The 26,325-nt window shown below is 64.9% G+C and carries 23 protein-coding genes; 7 read left to right on the forward strand and 16 right to left on the reverse strand.

Annotation, left to right across the window (positions count from 1 at the left end):
- The first annotated feature begins 158 nt into the window (after positions 1-158).
- Together AC1D1Y_RS09645 and AC1D1Y_RS09650 are read left to right on the forward strand one after the other, a co-directional pair.
- Positions 159-830, forward strand: a complete 672-nt coding sequence (locus tag AC1D1Y_RS09645) for a FadR/GntR family transcriptional regulator (RefSeq protein ID WP_477653499.1) — start codon at positions 159-161, stop codon at positions 828-830.
- A 285-nt stretch (positions 831-1,115) separates the two neighbouring features.
- Complete coding sequence (locus AC1D1Y_RS09650; protein WP_477682140.1) at positions 1,116-2,027, forward strand: proline dehydrogenase family protein; 912 nt, start codon at positions 1,116-1,118, stop codon at positions 2,025-2,027.
- Positions 2,028-2,032: 5 nt separating this feature from the next.
- Here the strand turns inward: AC1D1Y_RS09650 and AC1D1Y_RS09655 are convergent, their stop codons facing one another.
- The 4 genes from AC1D1Y_RS09655 to AC1D1Y_RS09670 all read right to left on the reverse strand — a co-directional run bounded on the left by AC1D1Y_RS09655 (position 2,033) and on the right by AC1D1Y_RS09670 (position 5,983).
- Entirely contained in the window at positions 2,033-2,929 is an 897-nt protein-coding gene (locus AC1D1Y_RS09655) for an NAD(P)-dependent oxidoreductase (protein WP_477682141.1), read from the reverse strand.
- Positions 2,930-3,020: 91 nt separating this feature from the next.
- The gene (locus AC1D1Y_RS09660) at positions 3,021-4,379 is read right to left on the reverse strand and encodes an NAD(P)H-dependent oxidoreductase (protein ID WP_477682142.1); all 1,359 of its coding nucleotides are present in this window, start codon (positions 4,377-4,379) and stop codon (positions 3,021-3,023) included.
- Between the two features lie 4 nt (positions 4,380-4,383).
- On the reverse strand, positions 4,384-5,265 hold the full coding sequence (locus AC1D1Y_RS09665; RefSeq protein WP_477682143.1) for a phytanoyl-CoA dioxygenase family protein: 882 nt from the start codon (positions 5,263-5,265) through the stop codon (positions 4,384-4,386).
- Between the two features lie 31 nt (positions 5,266-5,296).
- Positions 5,297-5,983: a GntR family transcriptional regulator gene (locus AC1D1Y_RS09670; RefSeq protein ID WP_477682144.1), complete on the reverse strand. Its 687-nt coding sequence runs from the start codon at positions 5,981-5,983 to the stop codon at positions 5,297-5,299.
- 138 nt (positions 5,984-6,121) lie between these two features.
- Here AC1D1Y_RS09670 and AC1D1Y_RS09675 point away from each other — a divergent pair, with 138 nt between their 5' ends.
- Positions 6,122-7,015 (forward strand): alpha/beta hydrolase, encoded by an 894-nt coding sequence (locus AC1D1Y_RS09675; RefSeq protein ID WP_477682145.1) that lies wholly within the window; start codon positions 6,122-6,124, stop codon positions 7,013-7,015.
- Between the two features lie 7 nt (positions 7,016-7,022).
- On the opposite strand, the gene AC1D1Y_RS09680 is transcribed toward AC1D1Y_RS09675, so the two are convergent.
- The 3 genes from AC1D1Y_RS09680 to AC1D1Y_RS09690 form a co-directional block, all read right to left on the reverse strand.
- Positions 7,023-8,000: a GMP reductase gene (locus AC1D1Y_RS09680; protein WP_477682146.1), complete on the reverse strand. Its 978-nt coding sequence runs from the start codon at positions 7,998-8,000 to the stop codon at positions 7,023-7,025.
- A 216-nt stretch (positions 8,001-8,216) separates the two neighbouring features.
- Positions 8,217-11,246: a VIT domain-containing protein gene (locus AC1D1Y_RS09685; protein WP_477682147.1), complete on the reverse strand. Its 3,030-nt coding sequence runs from the start codon at positions 11,244-11,246 to the stop codon at positions 8,217-8,219.
- A 72-nt stretch (positions 11,247-11,318) separates the two neighbouring features.
- Positions 11,319-12,011: a hypothetical protein gene (locus tag AC1D1Y_RS09690; protein WP_477682148.1), complete on the reverse strand. Its 693-nt coding sequence runs from the start codon at positions 12,009-12,011 to the stop codon at positions 11,319-11,321.
- A 60-nt stretch (positions 12,012-12,071) separates the two neighbouring features.
- Between AC1D1Y_RS09690 and AC1D1Y_RS09695 the strand changes: the two genes are divergently transcribed.
- On the forward strand, positions 12,072-14,501 hold the full coding sequence (locus AC1D1Y_RS09695; protein ID WP_477682149.1) for a UvrD-helicase domain-containing protein: 2,430 nt from the start codon (positions 12,072-12,074) through the stop codon (positions 14,499-14,501).
- Here the strand turns inward: AC1D1Y_RS09695 and AC1D1Y_RS09700 are convergent.
- The 4 genes from AC1D1Y_RS09700 to AC1D1Y_RS09715 form a co-directional block, all read right to left on the reverse strand.
- The gene (locus tag AC1D1Y_RS09700) at positions 14,498-15,259 is read right to left on the reverse strand and encodes a FecR family protein (RefSeq protein WP_477682150.1); all 762 of its coding nucleotides are present in this window, start codon (positions 15,257-15,259) and stop codon (positions 14,498-14,500) included. The two genes, AC1D1Y_RS09695 and AC1D1Y_RS09700, sit on opposite strands and share 4 nt — an antisense overlap.
- 30 nt (positions 15,260-15,289) lie before the next feature.
- Entirely contained in the window at positions 15,290-16,114 is an 825-nt protein-coding gene (locus AC1D1Y_RS09705) for a BPSS1780 family membrane protein (protein ID WP_477653511.1), read from the reverse strand.
- 156 nt (positions 16,115-16,270) lie between these two features.
- A complete protein-coding gene (locus tag AC1D1Y_RS09710; RefSeq protein WP_477682151.1) occupies positions 16,271-17,221 on the reverse strand; it encodes a homoserine kinase in 951 nt (316 codons plus the stop codon).
- 54 nt (positions 17,222-17,275) lie between these two features.
- Positions 17,276-17,626, reverse strand: a complete 351-nt coding sequence (locus AC1D1Y_RS09715) for a hypothetical protein (protein ID WP_477682152.1) — start codon at positions 17,624-17,626, stop codon at positions 17,276-17,278.
- Between the two features lie 156 nt (positions 17,627-17,782).
- On the opposite strand from AC1D1Y_RS09715, the gene polA reads away from it, so the two are divergent.
- The 3 genes from polA (at position 17,783) to AC1D1Y_RS09730 (ending at position 22,411) form a co-directional block, all read left to right on the forward strand.
- Positions 17,783-20,614: a DNA polymerase I gene (gene polA / locus AC1D1Y_RS09720; protein WP_477682153.1), complete on the forward strand. Its 2,832-nt coding sequence runs from the start codon at positions 17,783-17,785 to the stop codon at positions 20,612-20,614.
- A gap of 5 nt (positions 20,615-20,619) precedes the next feature.
- On the forward strand, positions 20,620-21,288 hold the full coding sequence (locus tag AC1D1Y_RS09725) for a hypothetical protein (protein ID WP_477682154.1): 669 nt from the start codon (positions 20,620-20,622) through the stop codon (positions 21,286-21,288).
- Positions 21,289-21,397: 109 nt separating this feature from the next.
- Positions 21,398-22,411: a M28 family peptidase gene (locus AC1D1Y_RS09730; protein WP_477682155.1), complete on the forward strand. Its 1,014-nt coding sequence runs from the start codon at positions 21,398-21,400 to the stop codon at positions 22,409-22,411.
- Between the two features lie 94 nt (positions 22,412-22,505).
- On the opposite strand, the gene AC1D1Y_RS09735 is transcribed toward AC1D1Y_RS09730, so the two are convergent.
- From AC1D1Y_RS09735 to AC1D1Y_RS09755, 5 genes are all read right to left on the reverse strand, one after another.
- On the reverse strand, positions 22,506-23,555 hold the full coding sequence (locus AC1D1Y_RS09735) for an SRPBCC family protein (RefSeq protein ID WP_477682156.1): 1,050 nt from the start codon (positions 23,553-23,555) through the stop codon (positions 22,506-22,508).
- Between the two features lie 16 nt (positions 23,556-23,571).
- The gene (locus AC1D1Y_RS09740) at positions 23,572-24,510 is read right to left on the reverse strand and encodes an SAM-dependent methyltransferase (protein ID WP_477682157.1); all 939 of its coding nucleotides are present in this window, start codon (positions 24,508-24,510) and stop codon (positions 23,572-23,574) included.
- A 48-nt stretch (positions 24,511-24,558) separates the two neighbouring features.
- Positions 24,559-24,978, reverse strand: coding sequence for a hypothetical protein (locus AC1D1Y_RS09745; RefSeq protein ID WP_477682158.1), 420 nt, complete (start codon positions 24,976-24,978; stop codon positions 24,559-24,561).
- A gap of 62 nt (positions 24,979-25,040) precedes the next feature.
- Positions 25,041-25,586, reverse strand: coding sequence for a thiol-disulfide oxidoreductase DCC family protein (locus AC1D1Y_RS09750; protein WP_477682159.1), 546 nt, complete (start codon positions 25,584-25,586; stop codon positions 25,041-25,043).
- Between the two features lie 65 nt (positions 25,587-25,651).
- Positions 25,652-26,224 carry a GbsR/MarR family transcriptional regulator gene (locus tag AC1D1Y_RS09755; protein WP_007865774.1) on the reverse strand — a complete coding sequence of 191 codons (573 nt, stop codon included), beginning with the start codon at positions 26,222-26,224 and terminating at the stop codon, positions 25,652-25,654.
- Positions 26,225-26,325: the final 101 nt, after the last annotated feature.

Raw genomic sequence — 26,325 nt, forward strand, 5'->3', positions numbered from 1 at the left:
GTTTTCCGGGAAAACACCTATTTTTAAGCAGGGAATTAGAAGGGAGTATGGATAAACCAATTGAGACCAATTTGCTTGGCCATGCGGCCTTCGAGCACAGGCTGCAATCATCGGGACCAATCCTCCATTTCCCTGTTCACACCACCTCGACCCAGCCCATGAACAGCGCCACAGCCCTGCAGGAAGCCATCCTCGACAACCTGAAGTCGCGCAAATGGCGCGCGGGCCACCGCATTCCGACCGAGCGCAGCTTCAGCGAGCAAAGCGGCCTGAGCCGCGCGGCCGTTCGCCGCGTGCTGGCGGGTTTGAAGGAGCGCGGCCTGATCACCCAGACGGTGGGCAGCGGCACCTATGTCAGCGCGCACATCGCCGAATCACTGGCCGCCATGGCTGAAGGCGGGCCGGCGCGCTCGGCCAGCCCGGCCGAACTCATGAGCGCCCGGCTGGCGCTGGAGCCGGCCATCATCGAGATGGTCATAGGCAATGCCAACTCAGCCGACTTCGAGCGMATGCACGAATGCTGCACCAAGGCCGAAGCGGCCACCACGCTGGAAGACTTCGAGCGCTGGGACAGCCTGCTGCATGAGGTCATCGCCGATTCCGCGCACAACAGCTTTATCTCCGGCGTGTTCCGCATGATGAACCAGGCGCGCTCCGATGCCGAGTGGGGCATGCTCAAGCGCCGCAGCGCCACTCCCGAGCGCCGGCTGGATTACCAGCGCGAACACCGCAGCCTGGTGGAGGCGCTGCAGCAGCGAGACGCGCAGCGTGCGCGCGAACTCTGTGTCGCGCACCTGGTGCATGTGCGCACCAATATGCTCGGCCACTAGCGCGGCCATTTGCGCGGCCACTGAAGCTATGATGCGATGGCGGCGCCGGCGGTCCGGCGCCTCCCGAAAACACATCGACATGCACGCAGCCGCCTGGCCTCCTCTTTCAAAAAACTGATTCTTTGCTTCCGCGCGCCCGGACACCCGTCCTGACACAAGGCTGAAGCACTGCCCGCATCCGCCGGACCGACCCAGGCCGGATGCCTGATCCCGACCGCCTTTTTCATTCGTGACGATCCCGCATCGTCCGCGCGGTCACGTTCAACTCATTTTTTGGAAACCTTCATGTCCCTGTTCAATACCCTGGTGGCCTCGGCCATCCCGCTGGCGCCGCGTGCGCTGATCCGCAAGGTCTCGCGCCGCTATATCGCCGGCGACACCGTGGCCGATGCGATCAACCGCATCGCAGCGCTCAATGCTGCTGGTTTTTCTGCAACTGTCGACGTTCTGGGCGAAACCGTCGACTCCCTGTCCCAGGCCAACGACACGACCCGCGAATACCTCAAGGTGCTCGAAGCGATCGCGCGTGACGGGCTGCGCGCGAACATCTCGGTCAAGCCGACCGCGCTCGGCCTGCTGCTCGACAACGCCCATTGCGAGCGCAACCTGGAACGCCTGCTTGACGCAGCCAGGGCCCACTCAACTTTTGTGCGCATCGATATGGAGGACGCGAGCTGCACACAACGCGAGATCGACTTGTTGCTGCGCCTGAAAAAGCGCGGATATGCCAATGTCGGCCTGGTGCTGCAGGCCTACCTCAAGCGCACCGACGACGATATCGGTCCGCTGCTCGGCGCGGGTGAAAACCTGCGCATCTGCAAAGGCATCTATGTCGAGGGGCGCGAGCATCTTGTGGAAGACGCCTGGCACGACCGGCGCGCGATCAACCCGCACTTCCTGCGCCAGGTCGCGCGCTGCTTTGACAGCGGCACCTTTGTCGGCGTCGCGACGCATGACGAGGAACTCGTGGACCAGGTGATCGCACTGGCACGTGGCCGGTGCGTGGCCCCCACCGCGTTTGAGTTCCAGATGCTGCTCGGCGTGTGCGAAGGCCTGCGGGATCGCCTGCTGGCGGAAGGCTATGCGGTCCGCATCTACGTGCCCTGCGGCAAGGACTGGTACGGTTACAGCATGCGGCGCATCAAGGAGAATCCGCGCATTGCAGGCTATCTGGCGCGCGCCTTGTTGATGCGCTGAGCGCTTCAGCTCATGCCGTTACGGCTGGCCAGTTCGACAAACAATGCCGACTGGTCCAGGTCCGTCAGGCCGTTCTCGACGCCCTCGGCATAAAGCCGTTCGAACAGCGCCGTGATGGGCGCCTCAAAACCGATCTCCTGGGCGGTCGCCAGCGCGTTGCGCATGTCCTTGAGCTGGATGTCCATGCGCGCGCGCGGCGCGAAGTCGCGCTCCAGCATGCGCTGGCCGTGCAACTGCAGCACGCGGCTGTCGGCGAAGCCGCCGGTGATGGCCTCCCTGACCTTCGCCATGTCGGCCCCGCCGCGCGAGGTGAAGAGCAGCGCCTCGGCCACCGCGCCTATGGTGATGCCCACAATCATCTGGTTGGCCAGCTTGGTGAGCTGGCCGCTGCCGTGCGGGCCCACGTGGATCGCGTGCCCAAAATGCTTGAGCACCGGCAGGGCTCTCGCGAAGTCTTCCGCCCGACCGCCGGCCATGATGGCCAGCGTGCCGCTTTCCGCGCCGCCGGGGCCGCCTGACACAGGCGCATCGAGGTGGGAAATGCCCAGCGCGCCCAGGCGCGCCGCATGGTCACGTGCTTCGCGAGGCTGGATGGATGCCATGTCGAGAAACAGCGCGCCGGGCTTCATCGCGGCGGCCACGCCTTGCGTGAACAGCACGGCTTCGACCACCGGGCCGCTTTCCAGCATGCTGATGACGATATCGGCCCCGGCCACCGCCGCCTCGGCCCGCGCATGGACCACCGCGCCCAATGCGGCCAGCGGGCCGGCCTTGGCCTGCGTGCGGTTCCACACCTGCGGCGCATAGCCGGCCTCGCCGAGGCGCCTGGCCATGGGAAGCCCCATGATGCCCGTGCCCAGAAAGGCAATGCGGGGAAGGGGCGTGTCGCTGGCGATGGTCATTCGTGTCCTCAAAACGGCTTTCAGCCATCATGAAGCACGCGGCGCGAGAAGGCTGTCAGCGAGCTTTCTAGGCGGCGTTTCCGGATGCTTTTTACGCGGCTTTTTTCAGCGCCGGCGCGAACATGGCTTCCATTTCCCGGCGCACTGTGTAGGCGGGGGTGGAGGTGTCCATGGCCACGTCGTTCCAGCTCAGGCTCTGGCCTTTTTTGACCGCGCGCACCATCTTGACCTGGTGCGCCAGGCCCAGCGGCAGGCCACCCATCTTCATGGAGGTATCGGCCGGCAGCAGCTTGCCCCAGACGGTGTAGCCGCCTTCGCCGTCCAGCATGTCGCCGGGTTGCAGGTCGCGCTTGGCCGTGGCCACCACATCGGCGTTCCAGCAGGTCGCCACGCCGGTCGGCTCACCGCGCAGCGCGACACTGGCGACCGACACACCGACCTCCAGCCCTATCAGGTGCCAGCGCTTGTACAGCGTGAAGTAGCGCCCGCTGGGGTCGGTGTGGGCGTTGTATTCCTCAAAGCAGTTCTTGATGTAGTCGGTTTCGGCCTCGACCGTGACCCAGACGCCCATGCGGATGTCGTAGGGAATCTTGCGGCCGTTGGCTTCCAGCGAAGAGATGACCTCCACCATGCCTTTGCGTTCCAGCACGCCGCCCTCGCTAATGGGGCGTGTGACGTAGGGAATGTCTTCCACACTGGCGGGCGGGTAGAGCAGGCCGTTGCTGGGTACGGTCAGGCCTGTGGCGTTGGCCACCGCGGTCGATTCTATGGAGGGCTTGGAGCCGTCGAGAAAGCTGTTGAACATCTTCGGGTTCAGCCCGCCGCGCGCAGCCTGCTCGGGTGTGAGGCCGTAGTTGCCCCAGACCGTTTCAGGTGTGGATTCGCAGAAATGCGGCAGCCACTTGTGGCCGCGGCCCGCCGCCACCACCGGAAAGCCGCAGGTGCGTGCCCAGTCCACCAGGTCGCAGATCAGCGCCGGCTGGTCGCCGAAAGCCAGCGAATACACCACGCCTGCCTCGGCCGCCTTGCGCGCCAGCAGTGGGCCGCAAAAAGCGTCGGCCTCCACCGTGACGTTGACCACGTGCTTGCCGTGCGCGAAGGCCTGCAGGCAATGCTCCACAGCGGCGATCGGGTTGCCGGTGCATTCCACGATGATGTCGATCTGCGGATGCGTGACCACCGCCAGCCAGTCGTCGGTGATCCAGGTCGTGCCGGCCTTGATCGCCGCCTGCGCCGAGGCGGCCTGGGCCATCTCGGGTTTCCATCCCACGCGCGCGAGGTTGCTGCGTGCCGCGTCGGGCGAGAGGTCGGCAATCGCGACCAGGTGCACGCCCGGTGTGCGCGGGATTTGCGCCAGGTACATGGAGCCGAATTTTCCGGCGCCTATCAGGCCTATGCGCACCGGTTTTCCCTCGGCCGCGCGTTGTTGGAGCTTTGTATAGAGGTTCATGGGATCAGGCTGCCTTGCGTTCAGGCGCGATTTCTTCCATCGAGGTCTGCAGCGCCGAAGCCGGCACGCCGTCTTTCCACGGCAGGTCCACCGGGTAGTCTTTGAGCAGGCAGTCGTCGGGCAGGCAACTGATGGGCGTGAAGTCGCGGTGGGCGATGTATTCGGGGCGCTTGTGGCGGCGGATGTGGTTGCTGACCGCGCACAGGCTCAGGTAGACGCTGACCCGGTTGAAGGGCGAGAGGTTGCTGCCGGAGGCATGAACCAGGCAGGAGTGGAACAGGATCATGGAACCGGCCGGGCCCTTGGGGCTCACGATGCCGCCTTGCTTGCCGCCGGCGCGCTGCACCAGCTGGCGTATCAGGTCGTTGTCCACCGTCCACAGCGGATAGCTGGTGGTGGTGAGGTCGTGCTTCGCATCGACCACGCCTTTTTTGTGGCTGCCGGGGATGAACATCAACGGGCCGTTGTGCTCGGTCACGTCGTCCAGGAAGATGGCCACGTTCATCGCGCGCTCGGTCGGCATCATGTCGTCGTTGAGCCAGGTGCCGTAGTCCTGGTGCCACTGCCAGACGTCGCCTTCAAAGGCCATCTTGCCGTTGATCTTGAACTGGTGCATGTAGAGCTGCTCGCCCAGCAGGTCTTGCACCGGCTCGATCATGCGCGGGTGCCGTGCGAGCCGGGCAAAGGGTTCGCTGTACATGTGCGCTGCGAAATTGGTGCGCACTGCGTCCTTGCCTTTTTCGCGGATGTTGTAGTCCTCGCGCCGCTCGTAGAGTTCGGGCACGGCTTCGTTGAGCGTGCGGGTTTCTTCCGGCGTGAACAGGCCGGGGAAAAACAGGTAGCCGTCGCGGTCGAATTGCGCAAGTTGTTCAGGACTCAGTCTCATCGCATGTCTCCTTCGGTGGTTGTTCGGCGCTTCAAGGGGCAGGGGAGGCGGCGGGCCGTCCCAGCGCGCTGGACAGCAAGGCCGCCAGGTTGTGGCCGGCTTCCTCGCCGTGCTCGCGTATCAGTGCTTCGGCTTTGTCCGCGTCGCCGGCGGCGATGGCTTCGGCGATCGCCTCGTGTTCGTCCCAGATCGATTCGCGCATGGTCGACACCTGCAACACGGCGCCCATCGCGCGGCGTATGTGGTGCCAGTGCAACTGCGCGCTCTGGGCTATCAAGGGGTTGCCCGAGGCTTCATAAATCGCCGCGTGAAAGCGCGCGTCGGCCGCCATCATGGCCTTGACGTCGCTGCCGCGCGCGGCTTTGCGGCCTTGGCTGATCAATTGCGGGTCCAGCCGGGCGCGGGCCTGCGCCGCCAGCCGGGCGGCAAGCGCATCGAGAGCGCTGCGCACCTGGTAAATCTGTACCAGCGAAGCCACGTCCAGCGGTGCGACCAGCACGCCGCGGCCGGGCGCGTCCAGCACAAAGCCGTCTTTCTTGAGCAGGCGCAAGGCCTGCAGCACCGGCTGGCGCGACACCGCGAGCTGCGCGGCGATCTCTTCCTGCGTGATGCGTGCGCCTGGCGCCAGCGAGCCTTCGCTGATGGCGTCCAGCAGGCTGCGGTAGACCTGGTCGACCAGGTCGGGGGTGGATTCGATTTTGATCAGTTGGGATGTCATATCTGTACTCTGTATACAGAATACGCCGGCCTGGGCGATCGAGGATTCCGGGTTTACCCGCATCCCACGGTCTGCAAGCCCGGCTGTGCCAAGATGGCGGCCGCTGAATGCTATTTGCCACTTTTCAGGAGAACAACAATGAACCCATTTGATCCCGCCTGGCTGGACCGCATGTACAACAACCGGGCGCTGGTGCCCGACCACCCGGCCTATTTCGCGCGCTGGGCCGAGGATTCACAAGCCGTCCGCAAGCGCCTGCCCTGCCAGGTGGACGTGCCTTATGGCAACCATGCGGGTGAAACGCTGGATGTGTTTCCGGCGGGCGGCTTTGGCACGCAAGGCGTCAAAGCGGGCAAGGGCGCGCCGGTGCTGGTGTTCATCCACGGGGGCTATTGGCGCGCGCTCGACAAGTCCGACCATTCCTTCATCGTGCCCCCTTTCACAGAGGCCGGCGCCTGCGTGGTCGTGCCCAACTACGCCCTGTGCCCGGCGGTGACGATTCCCGACATCACGATGCAGATGGTCAAGGCGCTGACCTGGACCTGGCGCCACATCGCCCGCTACGGCGGCGACCCCAGCCGCATCACGGTGGCCGGGCACTCGGCCGGCGGCCACCTGGCGGCCATGCTGCTGCTGTGCGACTGGAAGGCCTATGCCGGCGATTTGCCACCGGACCTGGTGAAGAATGCGCTGTCGATTTCAGGCATTTACGACCTGGAGCCAATGCGCCATGCGCCCTTCGTCAAGGATTCGCTCAAGCTCACGCCCGAGCAGGTGGCCAAAGCCAGCCCGGCCCTGCTGCCGGCGCCGCGCCGCGGCACGCTCTACAGCGTGGCGGGGGCCGATGAAAGCGCGGAGTTCCTGCGCCAGAACCTGCTGATCCAGCAGGCCTGGGGCGAGGGCGTCGTGCCGGTGTGCGAATCGCATTTGCGCCGCAACCATTTCAGCGCGCTGGATGCGCTGGCCGATACCGGGCATCGGCTGCACAGCCTGGCGCTGGATTTGTTGGGCCTCGGCACTACCCGCAGCTAGGCAGCACCTACATCAGCAAGTGTTCACCGGCGTTGTCGCCGCCCAGCGTGACGTAGTTGACCTTGCGGATGTCCAGCAGTTTGGTGCCGCCGGCATAGCTGATGGAACTCTGGATGTCTTCCTCCATCTCGCGCAGCGTGTCGGCCAGCGTGCCCTTGACGGGCTCCAGGATGCGCTTGCCTTCGACGTGTTTGTACTCGCCCTTGTTGAAGTCCGAGGCGCTGCCGTAGTACTCCTTGAACAGCTTGCCGTCGACCTCGACGGTCTTGCCCGGGCTTTCTTCCAGCCCGGCGAGCATGGAACCTATCATCACCATGGTCGCGCCGAAGCGCACCGATTTTGCGATGTCGCCGTGCTCGCGTATGCCGCCGTCGGCAATGATGGGCTTGGTCGCCACACGCGCACACCACTTGAGCGCCGACAGCTGCCAGCCGCCGGTGCCGAAGCCGGTCTTCATCTTGGTGATGCAGACCTTGCCTGGGCCTATGCCGACCTTGGTGGCGTCGGCGCCCCAGTTCTCGAGGTCGATCACTGCTTCAGGCGTGCCCACGTTGCCGGCGATCACGAAGGAGGCCGGCAGCTTCTGCTTGAGGTAGGCGATCATTTTCTGCACCGTGTCGGCATGGCCGTGCGCGATGTCGATGGTGATGTATTCGGGCACCAGGCCCTCGGCCGCCAGGCGGTCCACCGTGTCGTAGTCGGGTTTCTTCACGCCGAGGGATATCGAGGCATAAGCGCCCCGGGCCTTCATGTCCTTGACGAACTGGACGTTGTCCAGGTCGAAGCGGTGCATCACGTAGAAATAGCCGTTCTTCGCCATCCAGGCGCAGATCTCCTCGTTGATCACCGTCTTCATATTGGCCGGCACCACCGGGATGCGGAAGCTGCGCCCGCCCAGCGTGGCGCTGGCGTCGCACTCTGAGCGGCTCTCCACGCGGCATTTGCGCGGCAGCAGCAGGATGTTGTCGTAGTCGAAGATTTCCATGATTCCCAAGCCTTTGAAAAACTGTTGAAGAACAGAAGGCGCTTGGACTGGACCGGTTTTGTACAGACGCCTGCAATAAAGCAAGGCTGAAACAAAAAACCGGGCGCAATTGCTTGGGCCCGGTGATTGATTCTATGCGCCTCTCATGCCGGCGGCACCCGCCAAAGCGGTATAGCCTTTATATGCATAGTGGCATCTTGTTTTTGAGGCGAGGCGTCAGCGCACCTCGACCTCGGCCACGCGCACGGTCTCCTGGCCGCGCGCGAGCCGCAAGGTGGTCCACTCATCGCGCGCCTGCGGTGTGCCGAAACCGGTGGTCACCCGCACCATCACCGTGGTGCCGGCCGACAATACCTGCTGGCGGTGGCCGTAGAACTGCGCCTCCACGCCGTACTTGCCGGGCTTGGCCGCCTTGAGTGAAAACGTCTCGGGGCCGTAGCCGCCCCTGGCGTCCGGGCTCATGGCGCCGCCCTGGTAGGTCAGGCGGTTGGCGTAGCTGGCCCTTTCGCCGTTGGGGTCGCTCACCCACATGTCGATGTCGGTGTCGTCGCTGTCCCAGGCCATCACCACACGCAGGGCCAGCGGCAGGTTGCGACGCAGGCGTGTGTCCACACGGCCCAGGTCCAGCGCCGGCTGGCCGCTGGAAGCCGCCTGCGCGGCGATCGCATTGAGCTCGGCCAGAGCGATCATGTTGATGCCGGCGAAGCGGCCGTTCCAGGGCTGCGACACGACTTCCCACAGGGCATTGACCGCCCGCTGCGGCTGGCCGCTCTCGGCCAGCGCCAGGCCCAGGTCGCGCCATGATTGCGGCTCGTTGGGGGCCAGTTCGCTGATACGTTCAAACACCGGAACGGCCAGGTCGTTGCGGCGCGCCTGCACCAGGCGGTAGGCGTAAAGGCGCAGCAGCTGGCGATTTTCCAGGTTCATCTCGGCCAGGTTGGACAGCACGCGCAGTCCCAGCTCGGGCAGGCCGCGGTCAAAGAACACGCCGGCCGCATCCATGTAGAAAGAGCTGCTGGCGAGGTAGGCGGCGCGTTCGTCGAGGTAGACGCGGTAGAGCTCGTCCTTGCCCGCGTTCTGCAGGCGCTTCATATAGGGTGCGTCCGGCACCCAGGCTTGCAGCGCGATAGTGGGAGCGGGCGCGGCCGAGGGCATCGCTTTGGCGCTGCGCTTTTCCATGGCGTCGGAGCGCGCCTCGGCGGCCATGGCCTGCGCGGGCGCTGCCACAGGAGCGGCGGGCACCAAGAACTCGCGGGCTGCTGCCGCCGGCGCAGCCGGGGCTTGTTCGCGTAAGCGCGCCGTACCGGACACGCTGCCCAAGGCTCTCACCCCGCCTTGGCTGATCTCACCCTGGCTGATCTGCATCTTTGCCTTGGGCTCGGCACGTTTGGGCGTGTCCTTGGGAAAGTCCCTGTCCCACCAACGCTGCGCTTCGTCAAATTGGGTCACCATGGCTTCGATGTGCGCCTGCCGCGTTTGCGTAGCCTGCGCGAGTTGCTGCTGGCCCAGCCGTGCCACTTCATCAGCCAGCTCGGGTGGGGCGGGCAGGCTGTAGCGCGCATAGTCGGATGCCAGCTCCAGCACGATCAGCGAGCTGTTGGGGCCCACGATGCCATGCGCCGCCGCGATGCGTTGCAGTTCGCCGGTGTTGAGGCTCGCGTTCTCGGCCAGTTCGGCACTGCGCCACTGGGCCCATTGCTGGCCGGGCCAACGGCCGCTCACCGGTTTGGCATTGACCTGCAGCGTCAGGGTGCGCCGGCGGCCGTCCGGGTGTGCCAGCGTGATGTCGATGCGGGCCTGGCTGTCCAGCAGCTCGCCGGCCACCGCGATGCGGCCCTGGCTCACGCGCGTCGTGGGTGTCACGAGTTGCCGCGCCGACAGGCTGGACAGCTTTTCAATGCGCCAGCCGTGCATCAGCATGGCTTGCGCGCCCTCGTCGGGCGATTGCAACGCGGCATCCACCAGCGCGCCACCGGTCCGGTCGGCCAGCCGTGCCAGCCGCGCCATGTCGGCGGAAGCGGCACCATTGATCACCATCACCGGCGCTGTGTGGGTGTAGCGAATGAGTTTTTTGCCGTCCGTCATCAGGCCGTCGGTCACCATGAGGGTGGTGTCCACGTCGGCGGGAATCGGCAGGTCGTCGAAATTGCTGGAGCCGTCGAAGGGCTCCGCGCGCAGCGCATCGGCCAGTTCGTCAAAGCGGCCCGGCGCCAGCGTGAAGCTGCGTACGGCTTCAGCTTTGTTGCGCACCACCAGCAGGCTGAGCTTGACGGGCTTGCCCAGCTTGCGGAAATAGGCTTCCAGCACCGGCAGCACGCGGGCTTGCGCGGCGGCCGAGGCCGAGGCATCCCATACCAGCGCGATATGAGTAGGGACGGGCCGTCTCACCAGTTCGTCGCGCAGGTCTATCTGCCCGGCAAAAAACGGTTTGCCGCCAGTCTCGCCCACCATGACTTGCGGCTTGCCCGTGCGGCGCAGCGCCAGCTGCAGCCAGCCGGACGGGCCCTGGGGTGCCTGCCACTGGATTTTCTGCAGGCTCAGCTCCATGCCGGTGGAACTGGCATCCAGTTCGGTGCCGGCAGGGGCCTGCAGCACTTGCACATCCTGGCGGGCGGCGCCATGGGCGCGCACCTTGACCTGCAACTCGCCCACGCTGGATGCGAACGCCAGCGGCACCCTGAGCACGCCCGTATCAAGCCGGCGCGCCAGGGTTTCGGTGAAGGTGATGACGACGCGCCGCTCGCCCATGGCCGGGATCGGGTAGACACGCAGCTTGTACTGGTTGCCGGCCGCAGCTTCCAGCAGCCCCGGGTCCACGCGCCTGCGGCGTATGTCCTCGAAGATTTCCTGGCCCTTGGCCTTGGGGACGGGCACCGCGTCGCGCAGCCGGCCGTYGATGTCCAGCGCGAAGCCGGTCACCACCTGGCCCTCCTGCAAGGGGAATTGCAGCTCGCCTTCGAGCACGCGGTGGTTGGGATTGAAGAGGCGCAGCTCGACGCTGGTGCGCGCCTGGTCGCCGAAAAGGTCGACTTCGATCGAAGCCGCGCGCAGCTGGATGGATTGGCCCGCGTTGTTGTTGACGGCGATCACCGGCGGCCGCCAGTCGGGCGGTGGTGCGAATTTGACACCTGGGGGCGGCTGCGGCACGGCGCTGAGCGCCAGCGCCTGGAGGCTGAAGCAGGCCGCAGCGAGAGCCTGGAGTAAACGGATGGTGGTGCGCGCGGTATAGGTATGGCCGTGTGGCATGAAAACCCCTTTTGTTGTTGGCGATGCACCCTGAAACGGGGCTCGCGCTGCAAAGGGGTTAAACGGGGGAAATTATTTTTGTGTCGTGCAGTGGGACTGCGCCGCGGCCAGTACCCGGCCCTGGTCGTCCTCCACCCAGCCCAGCACCCGCATGCGTTCGGGGTTGGCGCCTTGCACGATGCTCATGGAGCGCGCATCGAAAAAACGGTTGGGCGCGCCTTTGGCGAGTGGCTTGCGGCCATCCCAGGGGGTTTGCAGCACGTTCCTGACCAGGTTGCGCTCCACCGGCGAGCCTTCGGTGCCCGCCGGCAGGGTTTCGACCAGGGCCAGCCAGGCTGTCCACTGCCGGCCTTTGGCGGCGGCCGGGATGGGGTTGAGTTCAATCGAGGTGCCCAGGTAACCGCTAAGCGGCAGGCCGTGGGCCACGCGCAGGGTCGCGCCCTTGAGCCCGCGGACCGGCAAGGTGCTGGCCAGGGTCTGCGCGGGCTGGCCTTGGCGCAGCGCCGCCAGGCGGTCCAGCGCCTCTCGGGCGGCCACGGCCGACAGCGGTGCATCCTCGCCCTTGTCGCCGGGCAGCACCCAGTCCAGCGCCAGCTGGCCGGCGGCGGCTTTCGGTGTGGCCGGGTCGGCCCAGCAGCTTTCGCAATTGGCGTTGATAAAGCGTTCCAGCAGCTGCGCGGGCCTGGGCTGGCCGTCGCTGGCGCAAAAGGACTGGGCCCGGACCTGGCCGGCGGCCAGCGCGACAAAGGCCGCGATTAACGACATGAATGCCAGGGCTGAAGGGCGGTGCGAAAACGGTTTCATCGGGGCTTTCTACAATGAGGGATGTTCTCAGAAGTCGCGCCAACATCCCCACTCTTACAAAATCTTAACCCGGAGCAACTGGCCGCGGTGACTTTGCCCCCCACGCACGCGCTGATTCTCGCGGGGGCCGGCTCCGGCAAGACCCGCGTGCTGACGACGCGCATCGCCTGGCTGCTGCAGACCGGCCAGGTCTCGCCGGGCGGCATCCTGGCGGTGACCTTCACCAACAAGGCCGCCAAGGAAATGCTGGCGCGCCTGTCGGCCATGCTGCCGGTCAATGTGCGCGGCATGTGGATAGGCACTTTCCACGGCCTGTGCAACCGCTTTTTGCGCGCCCACTACAAGCTGGCCAACCTGCCGCAGAGCTTCCAGATCCTGGACACGCAAGACCAGCTCTCGGCCATCAAGCGCCTGTGCAAGCAGCACAACGTTGACGACGAGCGGTTTCCACCCAAGCAGCTGATGTGGTTCATCGCCGGCAACAAGGAAGACGGCCTGCGCGCCAAAGACGTCCAGGTGCGCGACGAAGAGGGCCGCAAGAAGGTCGAGATCTACGCGCTCTATGAAGAACAGTGCCAGCGCGAAGGCGTGGTCGATTTCGGCGAACTCATGCTGCGCAGCTACGAGTTGCTGCGCGACAACGCACCGGTGCGCGAGCACTACCAGCGGCGCTTTCGCCATATCCTGATCGACGAGTTCCAGGACACCAACAAGTTGCAGTACGCCTGGATCAAGATGCTGGCGGGGCAGGGGCCGGACGCCATCCAGGGCGCAGGCGCGATGCCCGGGGGCTCGGTGATAGCCGTGGGTGACGACGACCAGAGCATTTACGCCTTTCGCGGCGCGCGCGTGGGCAATATGGCCGACTTCGTGCGCGAGTTCGAGGTCCAGCACCAGATCAAGCTGGAGCGCAACTACCGCAGCTTCGGCAACATCCTGGATTCGGCCAACGAGCTGATCAGCCACAACAGCAAGCGCCTGGGCAAAAACCTGCGCACCGAAGCCGGCCCCGGCGAGCCGGTGCGCGTCTACGAGTCGGCCAGCGATTTCGCCGAGGCGCAGTGGTTTGTCGACGAGGTCAAGCAATTGGTGCGCGACGGCGTGGAGCGCAAGGAGATCGCGCTGCTTTACCGCAGCAATGCGCAAAGCCGGGTGATGGAAACGGCGCTTTTCAACGCCGGCGTGCCCTACCGCGTTTACGGCGGCCTGCGCTTCTTCGAGCGCGCCGAAATCAAGCATGCGCTCGCTTACCTGCGCCTGCTCGAGAACCCGCACGACGACACCAGCTTCATGCGCGTCGTCAACTTTCCGCCGCGCGGCATAGGCGCGCGCAGCATCGAGCAACTGCAGGACACCGCGCGCGCCGCGGGCTGCTCGCTGTATGACGGCGTGAGCGCCGTACCGGGCAAGGCCGGCGCCAACCTGGGCGCCTTCGCGGCCAAGATCGACGTGCTGCGCGAGCAGACCACCGGGCTGAGCCTGCGCGAAATCATCGAGCTGGTGCTGCAGCACAGCGGCCTCGAGGAACACTACAAGACCGAAAAAGAAGGCCAGGACCGGCTGGAGAATCTGGCCGAACTGGTCAATGCCGCCGAGTCTTTTGTCAGCCAGGAGGGTTTTGGCCGCGATGCGATCGCGTTGCCGGTCGATGAACTGGGCGCGCGCCTCACGCAGTCACCGGCCAGCCAGGGGCTGGATGCGTCCGCGCCCCAGCTCAACGAGCCCCTGCCCGAGGCCCTGGCGCCCGACACCGAAACCGGCGAGACGCTGTCGCCGTTGGCGGCTTTCCTGACGCACGCGGCGCTTGAATCCGGCGACAACCAGGCACAGGCCGGCCAGGACGCGGTGCAGCTCATGACGGTGCATTCCTCCAAGGGGCTGGAGTTCGACTGCGTGTTCATCACCGGCCTGGAAGACGGCATCTTTCCGCATGAAAACTCCATGAGCGACCGCGACGGCCTTGAGGAAGAACGCCGCCTCATGTATGTCGCCATCACGCGCGCGCGCAAGCGGCTCTACCTCAGCCATTCGCAGACCCGCATGTTGCACGGCCAGACGCGCTACAACCTGAAGAGTCGCTTTTTTGACGAGTTGCCGGAAGCCGCGCTCAAATGGATCACGCCCAAGAACCAGGGTTTTGCCTCGGGTATGGGCTCGGGCGCGTGGGGCGGCAGCGGCCAGGCGGGCGGCGGGCGCAAGGACTGGGCCAGCAGCGTGTTTTCGTCCAAGGCCGGCGCGTCCGAGCGTTTTGCCAACCCGCCGGTGCCGCCGCAGAAGAGCGCGCCTTCGCACGGCCTCAAGACCGGCATGGAAGTGTTCCACGCCAAGTTCGGCGAGGGCAAGGTGATGATGCTCGAAGGCAGCGGCGACGATGCCCGCGCGCAGATCAATTTCACGCGGCATGGCGTGAAGTGGCTGGCGCTGAGCGTCGCTAAATTGACTGTCGTTTAGCGCATGACCGGCATCTGCGCCGGGTGCGTCTGGCTTGGCTGCGGGTCCATATAGCCCCGGCCGTCCTTGACGCCTTTTTTGCCGGCGATCTGCCAGGCCGTCTGCTGGTTCACCAGGCCGGCCAGGAATTCCAGTTCCTCGTCGCTGTGGTTGATCGCATTCGCCGGGGTCAGCTGGCGGCCGTCCCTGGGCGTTACTTCGCCCCAGAAGGACTGGTGGTAGCTGGCCTGCGAGACGACTTTCTGGCCGTTCGACTCCATGTCGACCGTGCCGTAGCAGTTGCAGAAGTAGCTGCGGTTGCCTTGGTCGGCGAAGACCTCGGCGTACACGCCGGTGCCGCGTATGCCGGCCGTCAGGGTGGGCATGATGATGGAGCGGTTGCTGCCCTTGCCCCAGACGCTGACCACGGCGCCCGTGATCATGCGCAGCAGGCTCACGGTGCTGAGCGAACTCCCGCGCTCCACCGTCATCACCGAGTTTTCGCGCACCTGGAAGGCTGAGTTGCCGATGACGAACATCAGGTTGGAGCCCGGCCCGGTCTGGATCTGGTCGCCGGTCATGATGGTCTGGCCGGTTTGCAAACGGTTGCCATTGAGCAGGGCGTCGCCCCGGAGTTCGACGATGTTGCTGCGCTGCTGGGCCATGGCGGCGGGCAGCCCGCCCATGGCGACCCAGGCCGCGGCGGCCTTGAGCGTGTCACGCCTCTGGAACCACAAAATCTCTTTTTCGCTACGGCCTTGCAACTGGTGCTGGGTCATGAAGAATCTCCTGGGATAACGGTGGGGTCGTCAGGGTTTTTCGTCGGTGTTATCGGCGTCCTCAGCGCTCCCCGTCGAATCGTCGGGTGGCGTGGCCACGAAGCTATCACGAAACGTGAAGTAAATCGAGGTGGAAAACATGGCTGCCATGAGCAGAGCCAGCGGCATCATGGCCGCGGCCATGAGCGTGGTGCTGCCCGTCAGGCCGGTGATGATGCTGAGCACAATGCCCATGCCCAGGAACACGCCGAACCAGCCCAGGCCGTACATCAGGAAGGCGCCGGCGTTGCGTATGCAGGCGACAAAGCTGAAAAACAGGCTCTTGACCGGCGAAATGCCGTGCCAGTGGACCAGCGCAGGCGCATGCCAGAACAGCAGCGAGATCGGCAGGTACAGCAGCATGGTGACCAGCATGGTCAGCTGGAACTGTGGCGCCAGCATGGCGTCGCGGCCGGCTTCGGCCGTTGCGGGCGCGACGGGCGGTACTGGTGGCGCATCCACCAGGAGGGGGACGACCATCACGAGCAGCAGGCAGGCCGCGGCATACAGCGCGCCCAGGACCAGCATGGCGCGCATGCGCTGGCGGCCCGCGCGAAAAGCGCTGACCAGCACCGTGGGCATGGGAAATTTGCCCTTGAGGGCTTCTTGCGTGGCGGCCATCAGGCCCAGCGTGGCGGCCGGCACGATCATGAACGCAAGGATCAGCCCCAGCACCGGCAACAGCGACAGCAGCGTTCCCACCGCCATATAAAGGAAGAACAGGCCCGACATGGCCAGCGGCTGCTGCAAAAAGGTTTTGACGCCCAGCTTGACCCAGGTGATGCCGGTGCTCGCGGGAACGATGTTGAGTTTCATGGTCTTCGGGACTTCGGGGGCTTTGGGAAATGGGTGGCCGGGGTGGAACCGGACAGGGATTGCAGGGGCAGTGTGCCTTAAAGCGGCAGGCAATGCGGCAAGACTGTGTATCCAGCCCGGCGGAGGTGCAGATGCACTTCGCCGGGGATATGAGAACTATAGGAGGTAAGGTTGCGCAAGCCGCTCGCGCAGCACACGCTCGAAGTGGCTGGGGTCGTGCGCCTTGAGCACGGCGGCTTCGCGCGGCAGGTGCAAATCCCACAACCGGGACAGCCAGAAGCGCAGGGCGCCGGCGCGCTGCATGGCCGGCAGCAGCTGGCGTTCCTGCGCGGTCAGGGGGCGCACCGCCTGGTAGGCCGCCACGAAAGCCGCGGAGCGCTCCTCGTCTTTGGCGCCCGTGTCCAGGTCTATGCACCAGTCGTTGAGGCACACCGCGAGGTCGAATAAAAAGCTGTCGCAGCCGGCGAAGTAAAAGTCGAAAAAACCGGTGAGCTTGCCGTCGTCGAACATCACGTTGTCGCGAAACAGGTCGGCATGCACCACGCCGCGCGGCAGGCTGCCGCAGGCGGACGAGGCCGCCACGTGGTTCTGGTAGGCCAGCTCGCCCAGGATGAGGCTGCTTTGTTCGGGCGTGAGGTGGGGCAGCACCACCGGCACCGTCTCGTTCCACCAGTCCAGGCCGCGCAGGTTGGGCTGGCGCCGGGGATAGTCCAGGCCCGCCAAGTGCATGCGCGCCAGCGCCTCGCCCACGCCGGCGCAGTGCGCGGCGCTGGGCGCGAGTTCGCTGTGGCCGCGCAGCTTGCTGACCMCCGAGGCGGGCTTGCCCTTGAGCTCGTGCAGGATGTTGCCTTTGGGATCACCCGCCGGGTCGGGCACCGGGATCCCATGCGCCGCCAGGTGCCGCATCAGGTGCAGGTAGAACGGCAGCTGTTCGAAGCTCAGGCGCTCGAACAGGGTCAGCACGTACTGGCCCTGGTCGGTGTCCACAAAGTAGTTGGTGTTTTCGATGCCGCCCGCGGCACCCTTGATGTTTTGCAGCTGCCCCAGGTTCAGGGCGTTCAAGAACGCTGCAGCCTCGTCAAACGAGACTTCGGTATATACGGCCATGCCTGAAACTGAACCCTGGAATTCTTGGAATTGTGTCTGGAAGGGGGGCGAAGATCAGAACTTCAGCACGTTCCACACGCGCGAACCGTTGGTGTCGTTGCTGGTCGACCCCGGTGCGCTGCCTCGGGCACCTTCGGCCGGTTTGACCTCATAGGCCGCGCCGCCGGTCTTGGGTTGCACGATGATCTGCTGGGTTTCGCCGCCCACGCGCAACTCGTCGATGCGGGTGCCGGCATCCTCGGTGCGTATGCGCTTGATGGCCTGGTCGGGCCGTCCCGAGGGGGTAGGTGCGGGCGCCTCCGCCCTGGCGGGCGGCGCCGCGTTCTGCGCGGGTGCCTGGGCCATGGCCGCGGCCAGCGGCAGCGCTGCGGCAGCAGCGATAAGGAGGCGGAAAGCGTGGTTCATGCCTGCATTGTAGGCCTGCGGGAGGCGGGCGACAAAGCCCCGCCTGTCGTAATAAAGAGGCTGCCGGTGTAGGCGAAATGCCCTTGCCGGGACCGGCGCCGGCCGCTTGCGCCGATCCCGGCAGGGTCGGGCCGATATCCCCGACAATCAGGCCCCATGAGTACCGACAAAAAAACGCTGCTGCTGGTGGACGGCTCCAGCTACCTGTATCGCGCCTTCCACGCCATGCCCGATTTGCGCGCCAACCCGGGCGACCCGGCCAGCCCGGCCACCGGCGCCATACGCGGCATGGTCAACATGATGCAGAAGCTGCGCAAGGACGTGCGCGCCGACTACGCTGCCTGCGTGTTCGACGCCAAGGGGCCGACTTTCCGCGACGCCCTTTATCCCGAGTACAAGGCGCAGCGCTCGCCCATGCCCGACGACCTGCGCAGCCAGGTCGAGCCCATCCACGAGGTGGTGCGCCTACTGGGCTGGAAGGTGCTGGACGTACCCGGCGTGGAGGCCGACGACGTGATCGGCACGCTGGCCTGCCTGGCGTCCACCCAGGGCATTGAAGTCGTCATCTCCAGCGGCGACAAGGACTTGAGCCAGCTGGTCGACGAAAACATCACCGTCATCGACACCATGAACGACCGTCGCCGCGACCTGGCCGGGGTCGAGGCGGAGTTCGGCGTACCGCCGCGGCTGATGGTCGATTACCAGGCCCTGGTCGGCGACGCCGTCGACAATGTGCCCGGCGTGCCCAAGGTCGGCCCGAAGACTGCTGTGAAGTGGCTGCTCGAATACGGCTCGCTGGACGCGCTGGTGGCGCGTGCCGGTGAAATCAAGGGTGTGGTCGGCGAGAACCTGCGCCAGTCGCTGGACTGGCTGCCCAAGGGCCGTGAGCTGCTGACCATCAAGAAGGACTGCGAGCTGGATGACTACATCGCCGGCCTGCCGGCCCTGGACGAAATTGCCATAGGCGGGCAGCAGACCGAGGCCCTGAAAGCCTTTTATGAAAAGTACGGCTTCAAGGGCTTGGTCAAACAAATCGAGATTGAAAGCACCCCGCCCGAACTGATAGGTGGGCCCGAAGGCCGGCACCAGCCCCCGCCTCCCGGCGGTTCAGGCGGCCGTTCGGATTCGCCGGGCCTGTTCGACGAGGCACCGCTCACCGACACCGCGCCGGCCCAGCGCGCCAGCAACCTGAACTACGACACGGTGCTGACCTGGGAGGCCTTCGACCGCTGGCTGGCCAAGATCGAAGCGGCCGAACTGGTCGCGCTCGACACCGAAACCACCTCGCTCGACGAAATGCTGGCTGAAATCGTCGGCCTGAGTTTCAGCGTCACACCCGGCGAGGCGGCCTATATCCCGCTGACACACGACTACCCCGATGCGCCCGCGCAACTGCCGCGCGACGAGGTGCTGGCGCGCCTCAAGCCTTGGCTGGAAAACCCGGCCAAACCCAAGCTGGGCCAGCACGTCAAATACGACCGCCACGTGTTCGCCAACCACGGCGTCGAGGTGCAGGGTTATGTGCACGACACCATGCTGCAAAGCTATGTGCTGGAAGTGACCAAGCCGCACGGCCTGGCCAGCCTGGCCGAGCGGCACGTGGGCCGCAGCGGCATCAACTACGAAGACCTGTGCGGCAAGGGTGCGCACCAGATCAAGTTCAACCAGGTCGACATCGCCAAGGCCGCCGAGTATTCCTGCGAAGACTCCGACCAGACGCTGGACGTGCACCGTGTGCTGTGGCCACAGATCCAGGCCAATGAGAAGCTGCGTTTTATCTACGAACTGGAAATGCAAAGCAGCGAAACGCTGTACCGCATCGAGCGCAACGGCGTCATGATCGATGCGCCCACCCTGGCCGCGCAAAGCCACGAACTGGGCCAGCGCATCATCCAGCTGGAAGCCGAGGCCTATGAGATCGCCGGCCAGCCCTTCAACCTGGGCAGCCCCAAGCAGCTGGGCGAGATTTTCTTCGACAAGCTCGGCATGCCGGTCATCAAGAAGACCCCCAGCGGCGCGCGCAGCACCGATGAAGAAGTGCTCGAAAAACTGGCCGAAGACTACCCGCTGCCCGCCAAGCTGCTCGAGCACCGCTCGCTCAGCAAGCTCAAGGGCACTTACACCGACAAGCTCGCGCAGCTGGCACTGCCGCGCACGGGCCGCGTGCACACCCACTACGCGCAGGCCGTCGCGGTCACGGGGCGGCTTTCGAGCAACGACCCCAACCTGCAGAACATCCCGATCCGCACCGTGGAAGGCCGGCGTGTGCGCGAAGCCTTCATAGCGCCCGCCGGCAGCGTGATCGCCAGCGCCGACTATTCACAGATCGAGCTGCGCATCATGGCCCACATCAGCGGCGACGAGGCGCTGCTCAGCGCCTTCACCAACGGCCTGGACGTGCACCGCGCCACGGCCGCCGAAGTGTTCGGCGTGGCGCTGGAGCAGGTCAGCAGCGAGCAGCGCCGCTATGCCAAGGTCATCAACTTCGGCCTGATCTATGGCATGAGCAGCTTCGGCCTGGCGCGCAACCTCGGAATCGAAACCAAGGCCGCGGCGGCCTATATTGACAAATATTTCCAGCGTTATCCCGGCGTCAAGAACTACATGGACCAGACCGTGGTGTTCGCCCAGGAAAACCATTTCGTCGAAACCGTGTTCGGCCGGCGCCTCTACCTGTCGGAAATCAACGGCGGCAACGGCCCGCGCAAAAAGGCTGCGGAACGGCAAGCCATCAACGCGCCCATGCAAGGCACGGCGGCCGACCTGATCAAGCTCAGCATGAACAAGGTGCAGCAGGTGCTCGATGAAGAGAAACGCGCCACCAAGATGATCATGCAGGTGCACGACGAACTGGTGTTCGAGGTGCCCGAGGCCGAAGTCGAATGGGTGCGCACCGAGATTCCGCGGCTGATGGCCGGCGTGGCGGACCTGAAAGTGCCGCTGCTGGCTGAAATTGGTATTGGGCCCAACTGGGACAAGGCGCACTGACGGTGGTGTCCTTTCCTGCGGCCAGGCGTTGCGCCCGGGCCGGTGTGGTGGTCGCCCTGCTGGGCTTGGCGCTGGTGCTGGCCGACCTGGTCTACCTGCCGCTGTGGGGCGGCGAACTCCTGGTCCATTCGGGTCCCCGGGACCCTCGCGCCGTACCGGTGACCAGCCTGCCCGGCGGCGAGCAGTTCGCCCATCACCAGAAAAGCAAGATGGGCGAAATCCCGCTGGTTCTGCCCTTGGACATTCGCCCCGGCGACGGGCCCATCGCCGTCGTGACACGGGACTGGTCCTGGCAATTCGATACCCGCTTCGGGCCTGGCTTGATGGAGCTCACCCCCGAGCGCCTGACATACGCCATGGGGAAGCGCGAGCGCCTGCGGCGCAGCAAAAAGGGCGGGCCGGCCGACCCGAACCTCAACCTGTATGCGATGGGTGGCCACTATGTGCAACAAGGCCTGTATGACCTGCAGGACGGCAAGGCCTACTACCTTCTGCTGCCCGTCAGCGCGGGGCAGCCGGGCGACTATTACGAAGTCTGGGTGCGGCGGCATGCCCCGGACGAAGCGGGCAAGTACCTGTTCTGGGGCTTTGTGCTGTTTGCCACAGGGCTGGGAGCTGCGTTTGCAGCGGCGCACTGGTCGCGCCGTGGCGCACCGTTCCGGAGGACGCGTTGAACAACGCCTTGCACCAGCTGATGTGCCGCTGTTCCTTGAAATCGGCGTTGGGCCGAACTGGGACAAGGCACATTAATGCTTCCCCAGTCCCTTTGCCGTGGGCCCATCTATGAGAAGAACCCGGAAAATTTTCGTCGTCTTTACCGCTATGGCCGTGCTGGCGGCTGGTGCCGCGGCAGGGTACGCCTGGTACAGATTGACCCAGCCTTTTGTGACCGCCAGTGAAACAGCGGCGCCGGCAGCGCAAACCGCCTCCGCTGCCAGGCTGGAGCAAGGGGTCCGCAAACTTTCCACCGATTTTGCGGATCGCACTTTTGACAACAAAATCCGGCTGGAAGGCGCTGCCGTGTATCTGGAGTCGCAGCTTGCCGGGCTGGGCCTCAAGGTCGAGAGCCAGCGCTTCTCCGCCGAAGGCCGGCCCTACCGCAACCTGGTCGTGAAGCTGGGCCCCGATACGCCAGAGGTGATGGTGGTGGGCGCCCACTATGACGTGGCAGGCGAGCAGCCCGGCGCGGACGACAACGCCAGCGGTGTGGCGGGCCTCGTTGAATTGGCGCGGCTGCTCAAGGGGCAAACTTTCCGCCAGCGGGTGGAGCTGGTGGTCTACACGAATGAAGAGCCTCCGTTTTTCCGCACACCTTATATGGGCAGCGCCGTCCATGCACGATCGCTCACTGAATCCGGCAAGCGCGCGACCCTCATGTTGTCGCTGGAGTGCATCGGTTATTTCAGTGACGAGCCGGGAAGCCAGGACCATCCCGTGCGGCTTCTCAATGCGATCTACCCGACCACCGGGAATTTCATCTCACTGGTGGGCTTCTACCAGGACGGCGACGTCGCGCGCCAGGTGAAGGCGGCGATGAAATCGGCCTCCGACCTGCCGGTGTACTCGATCAATGCGCCGGGGTTTGTGGTGGGGGTCGATTTCTCGGACCACCTCAATTACTGGAATGAAGGCTATGTCGGAATGATGGTCACCGACACGGCTTTCTACAGGAACAAGGCTTATCACACGCCGCAGGACACAGCGGACCGGCTGGATTACCGTCGCATGGCAAAGGTCGTTGATGGCGTGCGTGCGGTGGTCATGCAGCACGCTGGGCCCGCTGTTCTGGCGCGCTAGTTGTCGTCGATCCCAGCACACGCACTACCGTCCATTCCGGCGCGACAGCATCCAGCCGGCGTGCAAGTACGGGCAGGTGATCGACCGGCAGGCATCAAGACAGCGCCTCGTTCCCGCTATGTTCACTGCGTGCCTTGTACATGTCCAGGATCACTTCCGAAAAATTTCCCAAAAGGCGTTGGGCAACCCAGTTCGCATAGGCGTCGAAATCCGTGCTGATGCGATAGCTCACGCGAATGTGCAGGCGTGTGCCGCCTTCTTCAGGCGTCAGCGTGTAAGCGGTGTCGCGCAAGTCGAAATAGGCGCCGCCCACTTTCACGTGGTCGTCCAGCGCGCCTGCGGGAAATGAATCGTCTGCAAAACGGTAAGTCCAGCGCACATGGCGTTGCGGCTCCCACTGGCGTATCACCTCGTCGAAATGAACGCCTTTGCCCCAGGTGCTCTTGCGGATGGGGCCTTCGGCCGTGTTGGCCGTGATGCCGCTGACCGGAAGCGGAACGCCGATCCGGTAGGCCCACGCATGTTGCACCTCAGCTGGTGCGATATCGCGTGCGTTGTTGATCTGTTGCCACACTTCAGCTGACGTTGCCTGTATGAGAACACTCCGTTCCACGCTGCCTATGCGCTGCACCTGGTTTTGGGGAAATGCCATCGCCACCAGCAGCGGCAAGGCGGCAATGCTGTAGACCGCCTGCTTTGGCCAGTTGGTCAGCCGGCAAACAAACCCCATGGCCAGGCCGCCGAACATGCCGAGAACGGTGAACATCGGCAGGATGACGATGGCGCAGATCAGCCCTTCTATCAGGATGACCAGGCTGCCGAGCACAAACACGAAGGTTGCCAGCGCCGGTGCGAAGAGGTAGTAGGAAAAGCTTCTGCGCTTTTGCCGCTCGGCCGCATACACCGTGATGGCGCCTACCGCGATGGGGGCAAACCAGACAAAACCACCCGCCATGGCTGACAGCGCGCTCCCCGCTGCACCGGAAAACATCAGGCGCAGAAGAAGCCCGCTCAACGCTCCGGCCATAAAAGGCGCCCAGCCTGAAAACGGCATGCCTTGCGGTGGTGCGGTCTCTTCTTTTGCGGCAACGGCCTTGCCTTGCGCGGCGGGGCTTGATGGTGCGGCTTGATTATCTGGGGTCATGATGGTGTGGGCGATGTTAGTGCGACGTGCCGCCGGCCATCGGCTTGCGGGCGGTGATCATGTAATAGCCAAACCCAGGCAGCCACGCGCCCAGCAGGAAGGCGGCATACGACGCCACGATGTGGCCGCGGCGCAGCGGCGACAGGCGAAAGCGGGCCCGCCAGAGTTCACGCAAGGCAAAGCGTGTGGCGAACAGCGGGATCTGCAAGGCGCTGGGCGCCAGGCGCAGGCTGATGTCCTGAAAATGGATTTCGGTGAACCCCTGGCTGGCCAGCGCGGCGTGCAGTGCCTGTTTCTCGGCCAGTTCGTTGACCGCCCAGTGATGGCACCACAGCCTGTAGATCCGCTCCATGAAACCGGGCAAAGGCTTGCTGTTGCGCCGCAATGCATCGGCAATCACCAGCGTGCCGCCGGGCCGCAGCAGGCGCGCCGCCTCACGCACCAAAGCGCGTTTATCCGCCCCCGCTGCATGGCAGGAACTTTCAAGGGCGTAAACGCCGTCGTACGCGCCGGCACGCAGGCCGGTGTCGACATAGTCGGCCAGGTGGAAGCGGACCTGGTTGGGCAAGGCCGCGGCCTGGTTGAGCTCAACGCCCTGGACGATTTGCCGCGCCACCAGTGTGACGGCGTCCACGGTGCTGTGCCTGCGGTTTTTGACGATGGACCTGGCCGTGGCGCCCGCGCCGCAGCCCAGGTCGGCCAGCAGGACGGCGCCGCTGCCTGGCAGGGCCAGCCGGTGCAGCACTTCCCGGTTCATGCGCTCAAGCATGGCTTCGCGGGCCAGGGGGTTGACCTTCCAGGACCAGTAGCCGAAGTGCATGTTCATGCCGGGGCTCCAGGCGCGGTAGTCATTGGCCACGGCGTTGTAATACGACCTGATGTCCGCCAGCCGGGCTTCCTTGCCCGTGGTTGCCGCAGAGGTGGTGTGGTGGACAGCAGGGGTTGTGGTGAGCATTTTTTCCTCCGTCTGGGGTGTTTTCAGCTTTGAATCCTGCCGATGGCCTCAGCGTGCATCGGCTGTGGCAACCACAGCTGCAGCCGGCGCGACGGGGCGGGCGCCCTGCACGTGGGCGGCCAGTTCCCGCGCGGCGACCCATTGCCGCACCTGCGTCCAGACGTTGCGCGAAATGATGGCCACGGTGAGGAACACGCCCGCCATCACCAGCCCCAGCGAGCGGCGCACCGCGTCGACCAGGTTGCTGCGGTCGCTGAATTCGCCGAAGCTCAGCATCAGCAGCAGGGTGCCCGACACCGCCAGCAGGTAGGCGCAGCGTATCCAGAACTCCGCGCCGCCGTCCGCGTCGCACAGCATGCGCAGCACCTTGTGGAGTATGGGCTTGAGGTAGCTGATGGCGATGATGGGCCCGGCCAGCGCGATCAGCAGCGAGACAAAAAACAGGTTGGCATCGAGATTGGCATTCATGGCGGCGTTCCTTTCCTTGTTGAACGTGACTTGCTTGACGTGATCTGATTGCGGTGATGGGCTTAGCGTTGGCAGCTGGCGGAATCGCAACGCGCGGCGGCCGAGCGTTCGGCGGCGCGGCGCACGGCGCCTTCAAACATCAGCCGCACCAGCCCGCGCGGGATGCGGTGGCGATTGCGCGCCAGCACCGGGTAGCCCCACTCGGCGAGCGGGCGCAGCAGCGGCAAACGCATGGCGCCGCTGACCCAGCCCAGGCCGACGGCTTCGTAGGCCAGCCGGAACACTTCCACGCCCTTGAGCACCCGGCCGTCGGCCGTGCGCGCATGGATCAGCGCCAGCAGGTCCTGCATCGTGGCGCCCTCCGGCAGGTCGGCAAAATCCGGCGCCGAGACGTCGGCAAAGCGCAGATGGCCTTCGGTGTTGCGCAGCATCAGGTTGCTCATCTCGGCATTGCAAAGCGGGCAGGCCGATTCGTAGTACAGGGTCAGCGGATAGATGGCCGGATCCATGGTGGCCTTGAAGCTGTCGTAGCGGGTGTTGCCGGCATTGCCCGCGTTGCCTCTGCTACCTCTGTTGCCCAAGCTGGCGGTGTTATGGATTGCAGTCATATTTCTCTCCTTTAGAAATTTCAGTACAAACAGAAATCAATATCCAAAAAAAAGCCACCGGCCTTTCAGAAGGTGGGCGGCAGCAACTCCGAAGGGTCCATGGGTTTGGCATCGCTGTCGCCGCGCACGAATTTCTGCACGCTGGCGCCCATGCGTAGCACTTTTTCGAGGGTGTTGGGCGACAGGCGCAGCATCTCATCGGCCCACAGGCCCAGCGATTCCATCAGCCTCAGGGTTTCGCGCACGCGATCCTGCGCGTCGGCGGGCTCTGCCTCGAAACCTTGGTCTTTTACGAGCTCGCGCAGCATGCGCACCGTCGGGTCGTATTCGCGCTCCTTGCGCTCGCGCACCACGGTGCGGAACAGCTCCCAGACGTCGAGCGAGGTTTCGTAATAGTCGCGCCTGTCGCCCAGCACATGGGTGGCGCGTATCAGGTTCCAGTTCAGCAGCTCTTTGAGGCTGGTGCTGACGTTGGAGCGCGCCACGGCCAGCGTGTCGGCGATGTCTTCGGCATGCAGCGGGCGGCCGTGGAAAAAGAGCAGGGCATGGATTTGCGAGACGGTGCGGTTGACGCCCCAGGCGGTGCCCATTTCTCCCCAGTGGACGACAAATTTGCGGGCGACGGGGCTGAGTTCCATGGCTCCGACTATATGCTGTCTGTAATTTCTGTCAAGACAGAAACCTCCAATGAGGAAAAGAAACAACGATGGAGAAGGGGGTGGGAAGGGGTGGGGAAGGG

The organism is Polaromonas sp. P1_G1 (assembly GCF_056405595.1).